General features: G+C 63.9%; 12 protein-coding genes and 1 pseudogene. 9 read left to right on the top strand and 4 right to left on the bottom strand.

Annotated features, from left to right (window positions below; translation table 11 throughout):
• The first annotated feature begins 24 nt into the window (after window positions 1–24).
• The 6 genes and pseudogenes from cobS (at window position 25) to ROSMUC_RS00670 (ending at window position 6129) form a co-directional block, all read left to right on the top strand.
• Entirely contained in the window at window positions 25–1011 is a 987-nt protein-coding gene (gene cobS / locus ROSMUC_RS00690; protein ID WP_037268442.1) for a cobaltochelatase subunit CobS, read from the top strand.
• Window positions 1012–1032: 21 nt separating this feature from the next.
• The gene (locus tag ROSMUC_RS00685) at window positions 1033–1419 is read left to right on the top strand and encodes a hypothetical protein (RefSeq protein ID WP_037268439.1); all 387 of its coding nucleotides are present in this window, start codon (window positions 1033–1035) and stop codon (window positions 1417–1419) included.
• Entirely contained in the window at window positions 1413–1907 is a 495-nt protein-coding gene (locus ROSMUC_RS20765; RefSeq protein ID WP_146005655.1) for a hypothetical protein, read from the top strand. Before ROSMUC_RS00685 ends, ROSMUC_RS20765 begins: the two co-directional genes overlap by 7 nt.
• A gap of 19 nt (window positions 1908–1926) precedes the next feature.
• A complete protein-coding gene (cobT, locus tag ROSMUC_RS00680) occupies window positions 1927–3804 on the top strand; it encodes a cobaltochelatase subunit CobT (RefSeq protein WP_037269736.1) in 1878 nt (625 codons plus the stop codon).
• Between the two features lie 116 nt (window positions 3805–3920).
• Window positions 3921–5724: pseudogene (locus ROSMUC_RS00675) on the top strand (aminopeptidase P family protein).
• Between the two features lie 63 nt (window positions 5725–5787).
• Window positions 5788–6129, top strand: coding sequence for a DUF427 domain-containing protein (locus ROSMUC_RS00670; RefSeq protein ID WP_037268438.1), 342 nt, complete (start codon window positions 5788–5790; stop codon window positions 6127–6129).
• A gap of 70 nt (window positions 6130–6199) precedes the next feature.
• Here ROSMUC_RS00670 and ROSMUC_RS00665 read toward each other — a convergent pair whose 3' ends face one another.
• On the bottom strand, window positions 6200–7843 hold the full coding sequence (locus tag ROSMUC_RS00665) for a chloride channel protein (protein WP_245875081.1): 1644 nt from the start codon (window positions 7841–7843) through the stop codon (window positions 6200–6202).
• A gap of 181 nt (window positions 7844–8024) precedes the next feature.
• On the opposite strand from ROSMUC_RS00665, the gene ROSMUC_RS00660 reads away from it, so the two are divergent.
• Window positions 8025–9401: an FAD-binding oxidoreductase gene (locus ROSMUC_RS00660; RefSeq protein ID WP_037268437.1), complete on the top strand. Its 1377-nt coding sequence runs from the start codon at window positions 8025–8027 to the stop codon at window positions 9399–9401.
• A 75-nt stretch (window positions 9402–9476) separates the two neighbouring features.
• Here ROSMUC_RS00660 and recN read toward each other — a convergent pair whose 3' ends face one another.
• The 3 genes from recN to ROSMUC_RS00645 form a co-directional block, all read right to left on the bottom strand.
• Window positions 9477–11126 carry a DNA repair protein RecN gene (gene recN / locus ROSMUC_RS00655; protein WP_037268435.1) on the bottom strand — a complete coding sequence of 550 codons (1650 nt, stop codon included), beginning with the start codon at window positions 11124–11126 and terminating at the stop codon, window positions 9477–9479.
• Between the two features lie 37 nt (window positions 11127–11163).
• Window positions 11164–12012, bottom strand: a complete 849-nt coding sequence (locus ROSMUC_RS00650; RefSeq protein ID WP_037268433.1) for an outer membrane protein assembly factor BamD — start codon at window positions 12010–12012, stop codon at window positions 11164–11166.
• 151 nt (window positions 12013–12163) lie between these two features.
• Window positions 12164–13762 carry a phosphoenolpyruvate carboxykinase gene (locus ROSMUC_RS00645; protein ID WP_037269732.1) on the bottom strand — a complete coding sequence of 533 codons (1599 nt, stop codon included), beginning with the start codon at window positions 13760–13762 and terminating at the stop codon, window positions 12164–12166.
• A 296-nt stretch (window positions 13763–14058) separates the two neighbouring features.
• On the opposite strand from ROSMUC_RS00645, the gene ROSMUC_RS00640 reads away from it, so the two are divergent.
• Together ROSMUC_RS00640 and ROSMUC_RS00635 are read left to right on the top strand one after the other, a co-directional pair.
• Window positions 14059–14586, top strand: a complete 528-nt coding sequence (locus ROSMUC_RS00640) for a flavin reductase family protein (protein ID WP_037268430.1) — start codon at window positions 14059–14061, stop codon at window positions 14584–14586.
• Window positions 14587–14596: 10 nt separating this feature from the next.
• Window positions 14597–16069 (top strand): aldehyde dehydrogenase, encoded by a 1473-nt coding sequence (locus tag ROSMUC_RS00635; protein WP_037268427.1) that lies wholly within the window; start codon window positions 14597–14599, stop codon window positions 16067–16069.
• Window positions 16070–16076: the final 7 nt, after the last annotated feature.

Below are 16076 nucleotides of genomic sequence, written 5' to 3'. Positions count from 1 at the left end.
CGACCCGATTGAAGGACCGGCGTAATGGCTGACGGAATGATGGACATCAACGCGAAACCGACCGAGGAAATCTCGGTCCGCGAGACATTCGGCATCGACACCGACATGATCGTCAAGGGTTTCGCCACCCGAACCGAGCGCGTGCCGGACTTGGACTCGACCTATAAATTCGATCCCGACACCACGCTTGCGATCCTCGCCGGATTTTCACACAACCGCCGCGTGATGATCCAAGGGTATCACGGCACCGGCAAATCGACCCATATCGAACAGGTCGCCGCGCGGCTCAACTGGCCCTGCGTGCGCGTCAACCTCGACAGCCACATCAGCCGGATCGACCTCATCGGCAAGGACGCGATCAAGCTGCGCGACGGCGTGCAGGTGACGGAATTCCACGAAGGCATCCTGCCCTGGGCGCTGCGCAACCCGACCGCCATCGTGTTCGACGAATATGACGCAGGCCGCGCCGACGTGATGTTCGTGATCCAGCGCGTGCTCGAGGCCGACGGCAAGCTCACGCTTCTGGACCAGAACGAGGTGATCTCGCCCAACCCCTATTTCCGTCTTTTCGCCACGGCCAACACCGTGGGTCTGGGCGATACCACCGGGCTTTATCACGGCACCCAGCAGATCAACCAGGGCCAGATGGACCGCTGGTCGCTCGTTGCCACGCTGAACTATCTCAGCCATGATGCCGAAACCGCCATCGTGCTGGCCAAGAACCCGCTCTACAACACCGCCGACGGGCGCAAGACCATCAGCCGCATGGTGACGGTCGCGGACCTCTCGCGCACCGCCTTCATGAATGGCGAACTCAGCACCGTCATGAGCCCCCGCACCGTCATCGCATGGGCACAAAACGCCAATATCTTCCGCAATGTGGGCTACGCCTTCCGCCTGACCTTCCTGAACAAATGCGACGAGTTGGAGCGTCAGACCGTGGCCGAATTCTACCAGCGCTGCTTTGACGAGGAACTGCCCGAGAGTGCCGCGAATGTGAAAGTGCGGTAACTACAACCAATAGGAAAAAACATGAAGCTTTTGACATTCCTGTCGACACTCGCCGTGATAGCTCTGGTGGGGTGTGGCCAATCAACCTCCCCCGAGCAACGCGCACAAATCGCGAAGAACAAAGCTACCAATGACGCCATCTGGAAGACCCGTAAAACTACAACGGTGAATGGAGTTCCATATGAAGTCGCTGTCAGCCCAGATCGGTCTTATGCCCTTGTCGCCCCTGCCGGGAGCAAAATCTGGATCATGTCTGATATGGTTACAGCCGTTAATAATGTTTCTGGCTGTAAGGGCCAACCTGACTTTCTTTTGAGTATGATGGCGGGCGGCAATCTGAGCCAGCCAATCGATATGACAAAAGTAAAGACGAACATCGATCAAATGCGTTCCGATTTGAAATGTTGACGCTCAGGATTGCTCTTTGCTTATCCATTCTGATAATTTCGGGTTGCGCAACGCCGCAGCCCAACACAAGGGCGGTTGCGATTAATGAAGTTGCAGCGAGGAACATCGAATTTGAAAACTACCCAGAGGCCGGAAACACTTACCTTTCATTTTCCTCGGCCCATGGTTTTCAAGTGAATTATATCGCACGGAATGGAAATGCATGGCTCTGGTATCCGGGTAATCGCGCGGCATTGAAGGAAGAGTGGATGCTTGATCCACAGCGTAACGCGATATGCTGGCGCCACCCGGAAAACAGTTATAATCCGGTTACAAAATCAAGAGGCGGCGCTTTTGCCTGTAGCGATCTGCGTTTTGCGCGAAAAACGATCGTGTCACAGCTGTCCGGCGATGCGTTCAATCTATCATCAGGACGTATTCCTTATGTCGGAGAAAAATGCTCGGCTCCCCGTGAGTTTGCATTTGACCACGAGCGTTTCTCCTGTTGATCGCGAAGGAGGCGAGAGCTTGAACAAACCCACCGACAACCCCGCCGATCCGTTCAAAAAGGCGCTCGCCAACGCCACCAAGGTGATGGCGGACGATTCCGAGCTGACGATCAGCTATTCGGTGGACCCCAGCGGCCTCTCGGGCGAGGCGATGCGCCTGCCGCAGGTCTCGCGCCGCATGAGCCGCGAAGAGGTGCTCTTGGCGCGCGGCACCGCCGATGCGCTGGCGCTGCGCCACAAATTCCACGACGCGGGCACCCATGCCCGCTACGCGCCCCCCGGCGACATGGCGCGCGACCTCTACGAGGCGATGGAAACCGCCCGGTGCGAGGCGGTGGGCGCCCGCGACATGCCCGGCACCGCCACCAATATCGACGCCAAGATTGCGCAGGACGCCAATCGTCTGGGGTTCGAGCGCATCACCTCCACCGCCGACGCCCCCCTGCCCGCCGCCGCAGGCTACCTCATCCGCCACCTCGCCACAGGCCGCGACATGCCCGCAGGCGCGCAAAACGTCATGAACCTCTGGCGCGGCTTCATCGAGGAACAGGCCGGCGGCACGCTCGGCGCGCTTCAGGATACCCTCGCCGACCAGACCGCTTTCGCCAAATTCGCCCGCCGCATCATCGAGGATCTGGGCTACGGCGACCAGTTGGGCGATGACCCCGACAGCATGGACGACGACCAGCAGGACGAGGCCGAAGAAACAGGCGAAGAACAGGAAGAGCCCGACAGCACCGGTCAGGACGACAGCCAGGAAACCGAGGCCGAAGCCGACCCCGAGCGCAGCCAGGACGAACAGCAGGACGCGGCTCAGGCGCAGGTCAGCATGGAGGATATGGCCGACGAAGAGATGCAGGACGAAACCGAGCTGCCCGAGGGCGAAGCCCCGCTCGAGCCGCCCGCCCCTGCGCCCATTTCGGATGCCGATCCCCATTACACCGTCTACAACACCGCCTTTGACGAGGAAATCCGCGCCGAGGATCTGGCCGACCCGGTCGAGCTCGAACGCCTGCGCGCCTATCTCGATCAACAGCTGGAACCGCTCAAGGGCGCGGTCAGCCGCCTTGCCAACAAGCTGCAACGCCGCCTTCAGGCACAGCAAAGCCGCTCGTGGGAATTCGACCGCGAAGAGGGCATCCTCGACGCAGGCCGTCTTGCGCGCGTGGTGGCCAACCCCACCACTCCGCTCAGCTTCAAGGTGGAAAAGGATACAGAGTTTCGCGACACGATGGTGACGCTGCTTCTGGACAATTCCGGCTCGATGCGCGGTCGCCCCATTTCCATCGCCGCCATCTGCGCCGATGTTCTGGCGCGCACGCTGGAACGCTGCTCGGTCAAGGTGGAAATCCTCGGCTTCACCACCCGCGCCTGGAAAGGCGGCCAAAGCCGCGAAAAATGGCTGGCCGAGGGCCGCCCGCAATTGCCCGGCCGCCTCAACGACCTGCGCCACATCGTCTATAAATCCGCCGATGCCCCCATGCGCCGCACCCGCGACAATCTCGGACTGATGATGAAAGAGGGGCTCTTGAAGGAAAACATCGACGGCGAGGCGCTCGAATGGGCGCACCGCCGCATGATCCAGCGCAAGGAAGCGCGCAAGATCCTGATGGTGATCTCCGACGGCGCGCCGGTCGATGACTCGACGCTCTCGGTCAACCCCGCCAATTACTTGGAAAAACACCTGCGCGACGTGATCGCCATGGTCGAGCGCCGCAAACAGGTGGAACTGCTGGCCATCGGCATCGGCCATGACGTGACCCGCTATTACCAGCGCGCCGTGACCATCACCGACGCCGACCAATTGGCGGGTGCCATGACCGAGCAGCTTGCCGCGCTTTTTGACAGCGACCCGCGCGCCCGTGCCCGCGTCATGGGCATCCGCCGCGCGGGCTGATCCCGCCTGTTTCCTTTGGCCCGGTTTCATCTGGCCCGAAATACCTCGGGGGAGGCCCGGATGAAATCCGGGACGGGGGCAGCGCCCCAAACCCCGACCGCCCCGCAGGAGAACGCATGTTTCAATCCTTCACCCAACCCGCACACCCCGATCAGGGCCCGCCCCGGCTGGCGCACCTGCGCCGCGCCATGGCCGAGGCCGGGCTTGCGGGCTGGCTCGTGCCCCGCGCCGATGCCCATCAGGGCGAATACGTGGCCCCCTGCGATGACCGTCTGGCTTGGCTCACGGGCTTTACCGGTTCTGCCGGGTTCTGCGCGGTGCTGCCGGATGTGGCGGGTGTATTTACGGACGGGCGCTACCACGTGCAGGTCCGCGGCGCAGGTCGCCATCCCGCATTTCACCCCCGTTGATTGGCCCGACACCCGACTTGGCCCCTGGCTGCGCGAGCATCTGCCAGAGGGCGGCACGGTGGGCTTTGATCCCTGGCTCTATACCCCCGAACAGATCGACGCCCTGACCGAGGCGCTGACCGGCACCGCAATCCGCCTTGAACCCCATGCCAACCTGATCGACGCCATCTGGTCCGATCGCCCCGCGCCCCCGCAAGGGGCCATCACCCCTTGGCCCGACACGCTCGCCGGGGCCAATTCTGCCGAGAAACGCGCAGCCTTGGCCGAAACCCTGCGCAAGGCTGGCCAGAAATCGGCGGTCCTCACCCTCACCGACTCGATCGCGTGGCTCTTCAATATCCGGGGCCGTGACATCCCCCGCAATCCGGTCGCACAGGGCTTTGCCATCCTGCACGATGACGGGCGCGCCGCCCTCTTCACCGACCCCGCCAAGCTGGATGCCGCTGCCCGCGCACATCTGGGACCAGAGGTCACGCTCAGCCCCCCCGACGCGTTCGAGGCGGCGCTGGCCAACCTCCCCGGCCCGGTGCGCCTTGACCGCGCCTCTGTGCCTTTGCGCGTGGCTCAGGTGCTCGACGCCGCCAATATCCCCCATGTCTGGGGCGCTGATCCCTGCCTCCTGCCCAAGGCGCGCAAGACGCAAGCCGAAATTTCCGCCACCCGCGCCGCCCATCTGCGCGACGGGGCCGCGATGTGCGAGTTCCTCAGCTGGTTCGACGCACAATCCCCCGGCACGCTCACCGAAATCGACGTGGTGCGCCAGCTCGAGCAGGCCCGCGCCACCACTGGCAAACTGCTCGACATCAGCTTTGACACCATCGCCGGCTCGGGCCCCAACGGCGCACTGCCGCATTACCGCGTGACCGAGGCCAGCAACCGCCGCCTCCTTGACGGCGAGTTGCTCGTGCTCGACAGTGGCGGGCAATATCTCGACGGGACCACCGACATCACACGGACCCTGCCCATCGGCACCCCAGGTGCCGCCGAGCGCGCGGCCTTCACCCGCGTGTTGCAGGGCATGATCGCCATCTCGCGCCTGCGCTTCCCAAAGGGGCTGGCCGGGCGCGACCTCGATGCTATCGCGCGCATGCCGCTATGGCTCGCGGATCAGGATTACGCCCATGGCACAGGCCACGGCGTTGGTGTGTATCTCTGCGTCCACGAAGGCCCGCAACGCCTCTCGCGCCTCTCGGAAACTCCGCTTGAGCCGGGGATGATTCTCTCCAATGAGCCGGGCTATTACCGCGAGGGCGCTTTTGGCATCCGAATCGAGAACCTCATCGTCGTGACGGCGCTCGACCCGGCTCCGGGCGGCGACGGGGCGACCCAGCTTGGGTTCGAAACACTGACCTATACCCCAATAGATACCCGCCTCATCGACGACACTCTGCTCACGAAACCCGAACGGGACTGGCTCAACAGCTATCACACCGCCTGCCGCGACAAGATTGGCCCTCTGCTTTCGCCTCCGGCCCGGCTATGGTTGGACAAAGTAACGCAGACAAGCTGACATATTCCTGTTAGGTTCCTGCGTCAGACCAAAATCAAGATCAAAAGAAAAAGGGGATGGACAATGGCACGTATCACGATTCGCAAGGCCGAGGGCACCTGGACGGTCCGCGCCGGGGGCGCCGTTCTGGCCGAGAGCCGCAATGCGCTGGAATTGACCGAAGGCGATTATCCCTTCGTGATCTATTTTCCGCGCGCCGACATCGCCATGGCCTTTCTCGACGAAACCGAACAATTCAGCCATTGCCCCTACAAGGGCGACGCGCGCTATTTCTCGATCATCACCAAGAGCCAGACTCTTGAGAATGCCGCCTGGAGCTATGAATCCCCCAAGCCCGACGTGGCCGAAATCAAGGATCACATCGCCTTTTACGCGACAGAGTCGGTGACCGTCGAACGGGTCTGACCCGGCTTTAAAGCGTTTGAATTGGCGCAATTTCGAACCAAAAAGTCACTCAACTTTTTCTGAAATTGCTTTAGCTGTGCTCTTCCTCTGACACCGCCGCCAAGGCGCGGTTATAGGCCTTGAGCGCATCGACATGAAACAGCGCGCCCGACAATTCGGGCGGCTGATCCCCCCCCGACAGCGTGACCACCGGCACAAAGGGCACATTCGCCCGCTCGAAGAGCGGCATCGCCTGTTCCAGCGTGGCGGCGACGTCCAGATAAACCCCCTGCTCGATCAAGGACCAGCACTGGTCAGCATCCGCTGCGCGCGCATCATCCGGCGCGCGCATCACCTTGGCCACCCGGAACATGCCCAAGAGGTAATCCTGCGGCCCCGCCGCAAGCCGAATACCCCGCCGCATCAGCTGCGCCAGAAAGAACGACCGCCGCACCAGCCGTGATCCCAGCGCCGTCGAGGTCGAGACCGCCACCATCACCGCCAGCCCCGTTTGCCAGTCCCCCGTCAACTCGAACACGATCATCGTGGTCGAGATTGGCGCGCCCAGCACCGCCGCCGCGACCGCCCCCATGCCCGCCAGCGCATAGAGCGTGTGCGCGCCGGACAAGTCGGGCAAAAGCGCTGTCGCCACATGGCCAAAGGCCAACCCGGTCAGCGCGCCGACCATCAGCGATGGGGAAAAGACCCCGCCCCCCATCCGCCCGCCAATGGTGATCGCCACCGCCACCACCTTGAGCACGGCAAACACCGCCGCCTCATGCCACAAGAGCTTGCCGGTCAGCGCCGCCGAGGTGGTCTCATACCCAACCCCGATGATATGCGGAAACCAGATCGCCATGACGCCCAGAAGCGCCCCGGCCACCATGGGCCGCAACCAGCGCGGCAGGCCCAGCCGCGCCTGCACATGCCCCGCCACATCCTCGGCCAGAAAGATCGCCCGCATCAGGGCGGCGGCCACCACGCCGCATACCAGCCCAAGGATCAGAAAGGCCGGCAATTCCGCATAGAATTCCAATACACCAGCCTCAGGCAACGTAAATTCGGTGACGCCCCCAAACTCCAGCCGGTTGATCACCGTGCCCGCCACGCTGGCAATGGCAATCGGCGCAAAGGCATGCACCGCGAAATGCCGCAGCACCACTTCCAGCGCGAAAAGCGCCCCGGCAATGGGCGCATTGAACGAGGCCGAGACCGCCGCCGCCACCGCACAACCCAAGAGGTCGCGGCCCGTGACCCCATCGGCATGGATGCGCTCGCTCACCCAAGAGGAAATAACCCCGGCCAGATGCACCACCGGCCCTTCACGACCCGAAGAGCCGCCCATGCCCAGCGTGATCAGCGACGCCGCCGCCGAGGCCAGACCCTCGCGCCGCTCCACCCGCCCCTCATAGAGCGCGGCCCCCTCGATCACATCCGCGACAGAGCGCACCCGCCCATCGGGGGTGAACCGATGCAGGATCAGCCCCACCACCAGCCCGCCCATGATGGGCAGCACCAGGATCCAGTACCACGGCAGATGTTCCGCATAGCTATGCAGCCGCGCCACATCCTCGGTGCCGTAAACCAACCCTTGCAAGGCGATGATCCCCTTGCGAAAGAGCAGCGCCGCAAAGCCTGCGGCAATGCCGATGCCAAGGGCAATCAGCCAGAATTGAAACTGGCTCGGCCCCCGCTTGCGCAGCACGCGCCAACCCTCGCGCAGGCTCTCGACCATGCCCCGGTACAACTGGACCCAAAAGGATGACTCTTCGGCCTGCATCTCTCCCCGTCACGCGGCACGCGCGCTTCTCAACCGGCGCGGCTCGCGCGATTCTTTCCCTGCGCGGCAAGCGCGCTTTTCCCTTACGGCGACATGCATTAGGTTGCGCCCAACGACCCATCTAGAAAGCCGCCCCATGGACATCGCCCGCGCCATCGCCGACCTGCAAACCTCTCTAGGCCATGGGATCACCCTGTCCAAGTCCGATCTCGACCTGCATGGCCAAAGTGAATCGCATTTTCCAGCCAGCCCGCCCGATGCCGTTGTCTATCCAGAGAACACCGCAGAGGTGGCCGAGATCGTGACCATCTGCGCCCGCCACCGCGTGCCGGTCGTGGCCTGGGGCACCGGCACCTCGCTCGAGGGGCAGGCGCAGGCGTTTCGCGGCGGCATCGTGGTCGATTTCTCGCGCATGAATGCCGTGCTCGAGGTGGCCGAGGCCGACATGACCGCTCGGGTGCAACCGGGGCTGACACGCGAGGCGCTCAACACCGCGCTGCGCGCCTCCGGCCTCTTCTTTCCGGTCGATCCTGGGGCCAATGCCTCGCTCGGCGGCATGGCCTCGACCCGCGCCAGCGGCACCACCGCCGTCCGCTATGGCACCATGCGCGACAATGTCCTGGCGCTCGAGGTCGTGACCGCCACGGGCGAGGTGATCCGCACCGGCACCGGCGCGCGCAAATCCTCGTCGGGCTATGATCTCACCGGGCTTTTCGTGGGGGCTGAGGGCACGCTCGGTCTCATCACCGAACTCACCTTGCGCCTCGCGGGCCAGCCCGAGGCGATTTCCGCAGCGGTCTGCGCCTTCGACAGCGTGGCCGATGCGGTGGCCACCGTGATCGACACCATCCAATGCGGCATCCCCATGGCGCGGATCGAGCTGATGGACACCGAAAGCGTGCGCGCGGTCAACGCCCATTCCGGCATGTCCCTGCCCGAGAAACCCCATCTCCTGCTCGAATTCCACGGCACCCCCGCCAGCACCGCCGAACAGGCCGAAAGCTTTGGCGCCTTGGCGCGCGAGCATAACGGATCGGATTTCGACTGGGCCACCCAAACCGAGGCGCGCAATGCCCTCTGGACCATGCGCCACAAGGCCTATTACGCCATCCTAGCCTCTCGCCCCGGCGCGCGCGCTATCGTTACCGACATCTGCGTGCCGATCTCGCGTCTGGCCGAAGCAATCGAAGAGACCCGCAGCGATCTCGTCCAATCCGGCGTCATGGGGCCGATCCTGGGCCATGTCGGCGATGGCAATTTCCACGCGATCCTGCTCATCGACCCCGACAACCCCGCCGAACTCGCCGCCGCCAAGGCCGCCTCCGACCGCATGGTCACGCGCGCCCTGGCCCTTGGCGGCACCGCCACGGGCGAGCATGGTATCGGCGTGGGCAAACTCGATTACATGGCACGCGAACACGGGGAGGGCTGGGCGCTGATGGGCACGATCAAACAGGCCTTCGACCCGCTCAACATCCTCAACCCCGGCAAACTCGTGCCGCCGAGAAACTGACGCCGCGCTTCATCTGGCCGCAAATACCTCGGGGGAGTCCCGGACTTGATCCGGGACGGGGGCAGCGCCCCCATCTCACCCCTCCATCAACGCCTCGGCGGCGGCGCGGGCCTCTGGCGTGATCCGCTCGCCCGACAGCATCCGCGCGATCTCGTCCACCCGGTCCGCGCCTGTCATCGCCCGCACGGTCGAGAGCGTTTCCTCCCCCTCGACCCGCTTCTCCACCCGCCAGTGATGCGCACCGCGCGCGGCCACCTGCGGCGAATGCGTGACCACCAACACCTGACCGCCCGCCGCCAATTGCGCCAGCCTGCGGCCCACCGCATCCGCCGTGGCCCCGCCCACGCCCCGGTCGATCTCGTCAAAGATCATCGTCACGCCGCTATCGGTGCCCGTGAGGCACACCTTGAGCGCCAGCAGAAACCGGCTCAATTCCCCGCCCGAGGCGATCTTGGCCAGCGGCCCCGCCGGTGCGCCGGGATTGGTCGCCACCTGAAACACAACGTCATCCTGCCCTGATGCCCCCGGCTCGGCCCGGCGCATCTGGGTCGTGAACACCGCCCGCTCCATCTTGAGCGGGGCCAGCTCCGCCATCACAGCCACGTCAAGCCGCGCCGCGGCCTCGGTTCGCGCCGCACTCAGCGCCTCGGCCTTTGCGGCATACTCGGCCTCCGCCTCGGCCACCGCCTCCGCCAGCGCGCGCATATCCGCATCGCCCCGGTCCAGCGCCGTCAACTGCGCGCGCAAGCCCTCGGCAAACCCCGCCAGATCGTCGGGCAAAACCCCATGTTTGCGCGCCAGCCCCCGGATCGCAAAGAGCCGCTCTTCCACCGCCTCAAGCTCAATCGGGTTGAACTCGAGCGCCTCAAGGCACTGCAGCACGCCGCGCCCCGCCTCGTCGAGTTCCACCAGCGCCCGGCCGATTGCTGCGATGGCCTGATCCAATTGCCCCTCGGCCCGTTCTGCCGCGCCTTCCAGCCAGCGCAGCGCATCGCCCGCCGCCCCTTCGGCCCCGTTGAGGCCCAGCGCCTCGGCGGCCTTGGCAATATCCTCGCGAATACGCTCCGCCCCCTGCATCATGCGGCGGCGCGCGTCCAAAGCCACCTCTTCGCCGGGTTCCGGGTTCAGCGCATCGAGTTCCGCCACCGCATGGCGCAGAAACTCCTCTTCCGCGCGCAAGGCCGATTGTGCCGCCTCTGCCGCAGCCTGCGCCTTGCGCTTGCCCGCCAGATCTCGCCACGCGGTGCGCACGGCCTCGCGCTGCACACCCAATTCGCCAAACGCATCCAGCAAATCGCGATGCGCCTTGGGATCGAGCAGACCGCGATCATCCTGTTGCCCGTGCAATTCGACCAGAACATCCGACAATTGCCGCAGCACCTCGCCCGACACCCGCCGGTCATTGACCCAAGCGGTCTTGCGCCCATCGGCGCTGTTGACCCGGCGCAGGATCAATACCTCATCCTCGGGTAATCCCGCCTCGCGCAGCACGGCGCGCGCCGGATGATCCGGGGACAGGTCGAACTCGGCCACCACCTCGCCCTGATCGGCACCCCGGCGCACCAATTCCGCCCGCCCGCGCCAGCCCAGAACGAACCCCAGACTGTCCAGCAGGATCGACTTGCCCGCGCCGGTCTCGCCGGTCAACACGTTTAGGCCCGGCTGGAACACAAGGTCCAGCCGGTCGATGATCAGCATGTCGCGAATCTCTAGCGCGCGCAGCATCAGGCGATCCCGTCAGGCAGGGGCATCCCCGCCCCCTCTAGAGCCAGCGACCCTGAATGGTCTGCCGATAGATTTGCTGCAACCAGCCGTCGCCAGCCGCCTCCAGCGTATAGCCCCGCCCGGTCAAGAGCTTGTAGCTGTCCTCATACCAATCGGTGCCCTGGAAATTGTGGCCCAGAATGGCCCCGGCAGTGCGCGCCTCGTTCACCAGACCCAGCGACAGGTAGGATTCCACCAGCCGGTGCAGCGCCTCGGCGGTATGGGTCGTGGTCTGGAAATCCTCGACCACCACCCGGAACCGGTTGGCGGCCGCCGCGAAATTGTCACGCTTGAGGTAATAGCGCCCGATCTCCATTTCCTTCGACGCCAGGTGGTCAAAGGCCAGATCGAATTTCAGGATCGCGGCATTGGCATATTCGCTGTCGGGATACCGCTCGATCACCTCGCGTAGCGATTGCAGCGCCTGAAAGGTCAGCCCCTGGTCGCGCCCGACTTCGTCGATCTGGTCGTAATAGCTCAGCGCCAGCAGGTATTGCGCATAGGCCGCGTCCTCATCGGTCGGGTAAAAGTCGATGAAGCGTTGGGCCGCGGCACGGCTTTCCTCATAGGCCTTGTCCTGATGATGGGCAAAGGCCTGCATGATCACCGCCCGCTTGGCCAGGTCCGAATAGGGGTAGAGCCGCTCGACCTCGGCAAAGCTTTGCGCGGCCAGATCGGGATCGCGCTGCGCCAGATCATACTCGCCACGCTCGAAAATCTGCTGCGCGGTATAATTCTCGTAATTGACGTTGCCACGCTCGACGCTTTCTTTTTCACCACAGCCCGCTATGACCATGGCCACAGCAAGGGCACCCAACAGCCGGACCCGGGACGTGCCGATTCTCATGCGCGATCTCACTCTCAGTTGCGATGCGCGGGTCGTAACGCCCGCGTCGCCCCGGTCCTAGCACATTAATTTGCGGTGCAAAACGCCTTTGGCATGTTTTGGCACCCCCCCGAACACCCCATCCGAGGGCACCGGGGGGCCAAACCCGATCTTAGCCCAGCGCTACCGCGCGCAGATCGTCATCAACATGCGGCAAATATTGCGCAAAATTATCCGCAAACATCTGCACCAGCTTGGCCGCCTGTGCATCATAGGCCGCCGGATCATGCCATGTACGGCGCGGATCAAGCAGCACATCGGCCACGCCCGGCACCGATACCGGCACATCAAAGCCGAAATTCTCGTCCTTGCGGAACTCGACCCCGTTGAGCGAGCCATCAAGCGCCGCGGTCAAGAGCGCGCGCGTGGCCTTGATCGGCATCCGCGATCCGGTGCCATAGGCCCCGCCCGTCCAGCCCGAATTGACCAGCCAGCACGACGCACCTTGGCTCTCGATCTTGGCGCGCAGGAGGTTGCCGTAAACCTCGGGGCGGCGTGGCATGAAGGGCGCGCCAAAGCAGGTCGAAAACACCGGCTGCGGCTCGGTCAGGCCCCGTTCGGTCCCGGCCATCTTGGCGGTAAAGCCCGACAGGAAATGATACATCGCCTGTGCAGGCGTCAGCCGCGCGATGGGGGGCAGCACGCCAAACGCATCGCAGGTCAGCATCACCACATTGCGCGGATGCCCCGCAATCCCGGTGGCCGAGGCATTGGGGATATAATTCAGAGGATAGGCGCAACGCATATTCTCGGTCAGGCTCGAATCCTCATAGTCCAATTTGCGCGTCTCGGCGTCATAGACCATGTTCTCGATCACCGTGCCGAACATCGAGCAGGTGGCATAGATTTCCGGCTCCGCCTCGGCGCTCAGATGGATGGTCTTGGCATAGCAGCCACCCTCGAAATTGAACGTGCCCGTGTCGGACCAGCCATGCTCGTCATCGCCCAGCAGCGTGCGGTTCGGATCGGCCGACAGCGTGGTCTTGCCGGTGCCCGACAGACCAAAGAAAACGGCGGCATCCTCGGGGTCGTCCTTGGCATGGTTGGCCGAGCAATGCATCGGCATCACACCCTTTTCGGGCAGCAGATAGTTCATCAGCCCAAAAATGGATTTCTTGTTCTCGCCGGCATATTCGGTGTTACCGATCAGGATCAGCTTGGCGTCGATATTGACCGCGATCACGGTCTCGGACCGGCAGCCATGGCGCTCGGGGTCGGCCTTGAAGCCGGTGCAGTTGATGACCGTGTAATCGGCCACGAAATGATCCAGCGCCTCGCGCTCGGGGCGACGCAGCATGTGGCGGATAAAGAGGTTGTGCCACGCCAGTTCATTGACCAGCCGCACGTTGATGCTGTGCTCGGGGTCGGCCCCCGCGACCAGATCCTGAACAAAGACTTCGCGTCCCGCCAAGTAGGCCAGCATATCCTTGTGCAACTGATCGAAATGCTCGGGCGACATGGGCAGGTTGTTGTCCCACCAGATCGTGTTTTCCGTGGTCGGCGTGCGCACTGTGAACTTGTCCTTGGGCGACCGGCCGGTGAATTCACCCGTGCTCACCAAGAGCGTGCCGCCCTGCCCCAATTCTCCTTCGCCGCGCTGCACCGAGGCCGCGACCAAGGCAGGCTCCATCAGGTTGTAATGAACCTTGCCCAGACCCGAAATTCCCTGATCTTCCAGCCGAAAACGCGGATTTACCCGTCCTGCCGTCATGTCTTTCTCCCTTTTGGGCGTGGGCGCCCTACCCTGTCCGACACCGCTCCGGCGGCGCATTCCTGTCAGCTAGTCCAGCGTCATACGGATTCGCAACCCGCAAACAAGCCCGTTTTTCCAAGTTAGCGCAATCACTTGGCAGGAATCCGCAATGCTGCAGGTGCAAACATCCCGTACAGAAGGTCAATTCGAATTATTCGAACATATGCAGCAAAACAATTCGTTTTCAAAAATTCACCATTCATGTCAGCCTGTAACGGCCGATCAAAACCACCTGCCAAACCCAAGGACAGCCCATGCAACAGCCCCTCCCCGCCCCCGTGGACAGAGACAGCTTCGTGCACGCCATGCGCCGCGTCGCGGCCTCGGTGACCGTGGTCACGACCGATGGGCCGATGGGCCGGTTCGGGGCCACGGTCAGCGCCTTTGCCTCGGTCTCCGCCGATCCACCCTCGGTCCTCGTGTGCCTGCACGGGCAGAGCCGCATCGCCCGCGCCGTGGCCGCCAATGGCCGGTTCTGCGTCAATGTCCTGCCCGAAGGCAGCACCGACATCGCCGACCGCTTTGCCGGGCGGCATGACGGATGGATCACCGATCGCTTCTCGGGCATCGACTGCTACGGCACGCCGGGTACCGCCCCCCTCTTGGAAGGGGCCACCGGCTTTGCCTGTGATCTCGCACAAAGCGTGTCCTCGGGCAGCCATCTCATCGTGATCGGCCATGTCACCAGCGTCTTCGACGCCGGTGCCGCCCCCCTCGCATGGCGTGACGGCGGCTATCACAGGGTCATCCCCAAGGATGCCCCGTGCTGCGCGGCGGAATAAGGGGCCAGAGATGATCACACACTATCAAATGCTGATCGACGGCGCTTGGGTGGATGCCTCGGACGGTGGCCGGTTTGACACCTTCAACCCCGCCACCGGCACGGTTTGGGCCACCGCCCCCGAGGCGACAGAGGCCGACGTGACCTGCGCCATCGAGGCCGCGCATCGCGCCTGTTACGACGGCCCCTGGGCGCGCATGACCCCCACTCAACGCGGCCAATGCCTGCGCCGCCTGGGCGATCTCCTGGCCGACCACAGCGAAGCCTTGGGCGAAATCGAGACCCGCGATTCCGGCAAGATGTTCAAGGAAACCCGCTGGCAGGCCAAGTATATCGCCGAATTCCTGCATTTCTACGGCGGGGCCGCCGACAAGATCACCGGCGAAACCCTCCCCATCGACAAGCCCGACATGTTCGTCTTTACCCACCGCGAACCCTTGGGCGTGGTGGCGGCCATCGTGCCTTGGAACAGCCAGCTTTTCCTGACCGCCGTCAAACTCGGCCCGGCCCTCGCCGCGGGCAATACGCTCGTGCTCAAGACCTCGGAACACGCCCCCGCCGTGATTCTCGAATTCGGGCGACTGATTGCAGAGGCGGGCATCCCCGACGGCGTGGTCAATATCGTCACTGGCCATGGCGATCCCTGCGGTCGCGTGCTCACCTCGCATCCGCTTGTGGCGAGGATCAGCTTCACCGGTGGGCCGAACGCGGCGCGCCATGTCCTCACGAACTCCACCCAGAATTTCGCGCAGGTGAGCCTTGAGTTGGGTGGCAAATCCCCTTTTCTCGTCTTTGCCGATGCCGACATCGAAAGTGCCGTGAACGGCGCGGTCGCGGGCATCTTCGGCGCCTCTGGCCAAAGCTGCGTCGCAGGCTCGCGTCTGATTGTGCACGAGGATATTGCCGACGATTTCCTCACCCGCCTCTGCGCCATCGCCCGCAGCATCCGCATCGGCGACCCCATGGAGGAGGAAACCCAGATGGGCCCGCTTTGCACCCGCGCGCAACTCGATCATATCGAACGCGAGGTCGCCCATGCCCAGACCCAGGGCGCGCGCCTGATCTGCGGCGGAAAACGCGCGGCAGCAGGCGAGATGTTCTTTGAGCCCACGATCCTCGATTGCCCCTCCCCCGACCTGCGCATCGTCGATACCGAACTTTTCGGCCCGGTCCTCTCGGTCCTGCGCTTCAAAACCGAATCCGAGGCGCTGACCCTCGCCAATGGCTCCGAACATGGTCTGGCCGCAGGCATCTTTACCCGCGACAGCGCCCGCGCCCTGCGCATGTCACGCGCGGTGCGCGCGGGCATCGTCTGGGTCAACACCTACCGCGCCATCAGCCCCATCGCCGAATTCGGCGGTACGAAATCCAGCGGCTATGGCCGCGAGAGCGGCTTTCAGGCGCTCTACGATTACACACGGCCCAAGACCGTCTGGATGAACATGTCCGACGATCCCATGGCCAACCCCTTTCAAATGCGCTGATCACAGG

It is taken from the genome of Roseovarius mucosus DSM 17069, from assembly GCF_000768555.3.
Lineage (GTDB): Bacteria > Pseudomonadota > Alphaproteobacteria > Rhodobacterales > Rhodobacteraceae > Roseovarius > Roseovarius mucosus.
Note: the sequence above shows the minus strand (reverse complement) of the source record. Positions and strands in the feature narration are given on the sequence as shown.

Excerpts from the sequence above, each read along its gene's own strand:
- cobS (WP_037268442.1), top strand. The coding sequence starts at position 25 with ATGGCTGACGGAATGATGGACATCAACGCGAAACCGACCGAGGAAATC.
- ROSMUC_RS00685 (WP_037268439.1), top strand. The coding sequence starts at position 1,033 with ATGAAGCTTTTGACATTCCTGTCGACACTCGCCGTGATAGCTCTGGTG.
- ROSMUC_RS20765 (WP_146005655.1), top strand. The coding sequence starts at position 1,413 with ATGTTGACGCTCAGGATTGCTCTTTGCTTATCCATTCTGATAATTTCG.
- ROSMUC_RS00670 (WP_037268438.1), top strand. The coding sequence starts at position 5,788 with ATGGCACGTATCACGATTCGCAAGGCCGAGGGCACCTGGACGGTCCGC.
- ROSMUC_RS00665 (WP_245875081.1), bottom strand. The coding sequence starts at position 7,843 with ATGGTCGAGAGCCTGCGCGAGGGTTGGCGCGTGCTGCGCAAGCGGGGG.
- ROSMUC_RS00660 (WP_037268437.1), top strand. The coding sequence starts at position 8,025 with ATGGACATCGCCCGCGCCATCGCCGACCTGCAAACCTCTCTAGGCCAT.
- recN (WP_037268435.1), bottom strand. The coding sequence starts at position 11,126 with ATGCTGCGCGCGCTAGAGATTCGCGACATGCTGATCATCGACCGGCTG.
- ROSMUC_RS00650 (WP_037268433.1), bottom strand. The coding sequence starts at position 12,012 with ATGAGAATCGGCACGTCCCGGGTCCGGCTGTTGGGTGCCCTTGCTGTG.
- ROSMUC_RS00645 (WP_037269732.1), bottom strand. The coding sequence starts at position 13,762 with ATGACGGCAGGACGGGTAAATCCGCGTTTTCGGCTGGAAGATCAGGGA.
- ROSMUC_RS00640 (WP_037268430.1), top strand. The coding sequence starts at position 14,059 with ATGCAACAGCCCCTCCCCGCCCCCGTGGACAGAGACAGCTTCGTGCAC.
- ROSMUC_RS00635 (WP_037268427.1), top strand. The coding sequence starts at position 14,597 with ATGATCACACACTATCAAATGCTGATCGACGGCGCTTGGGTGGATGCC.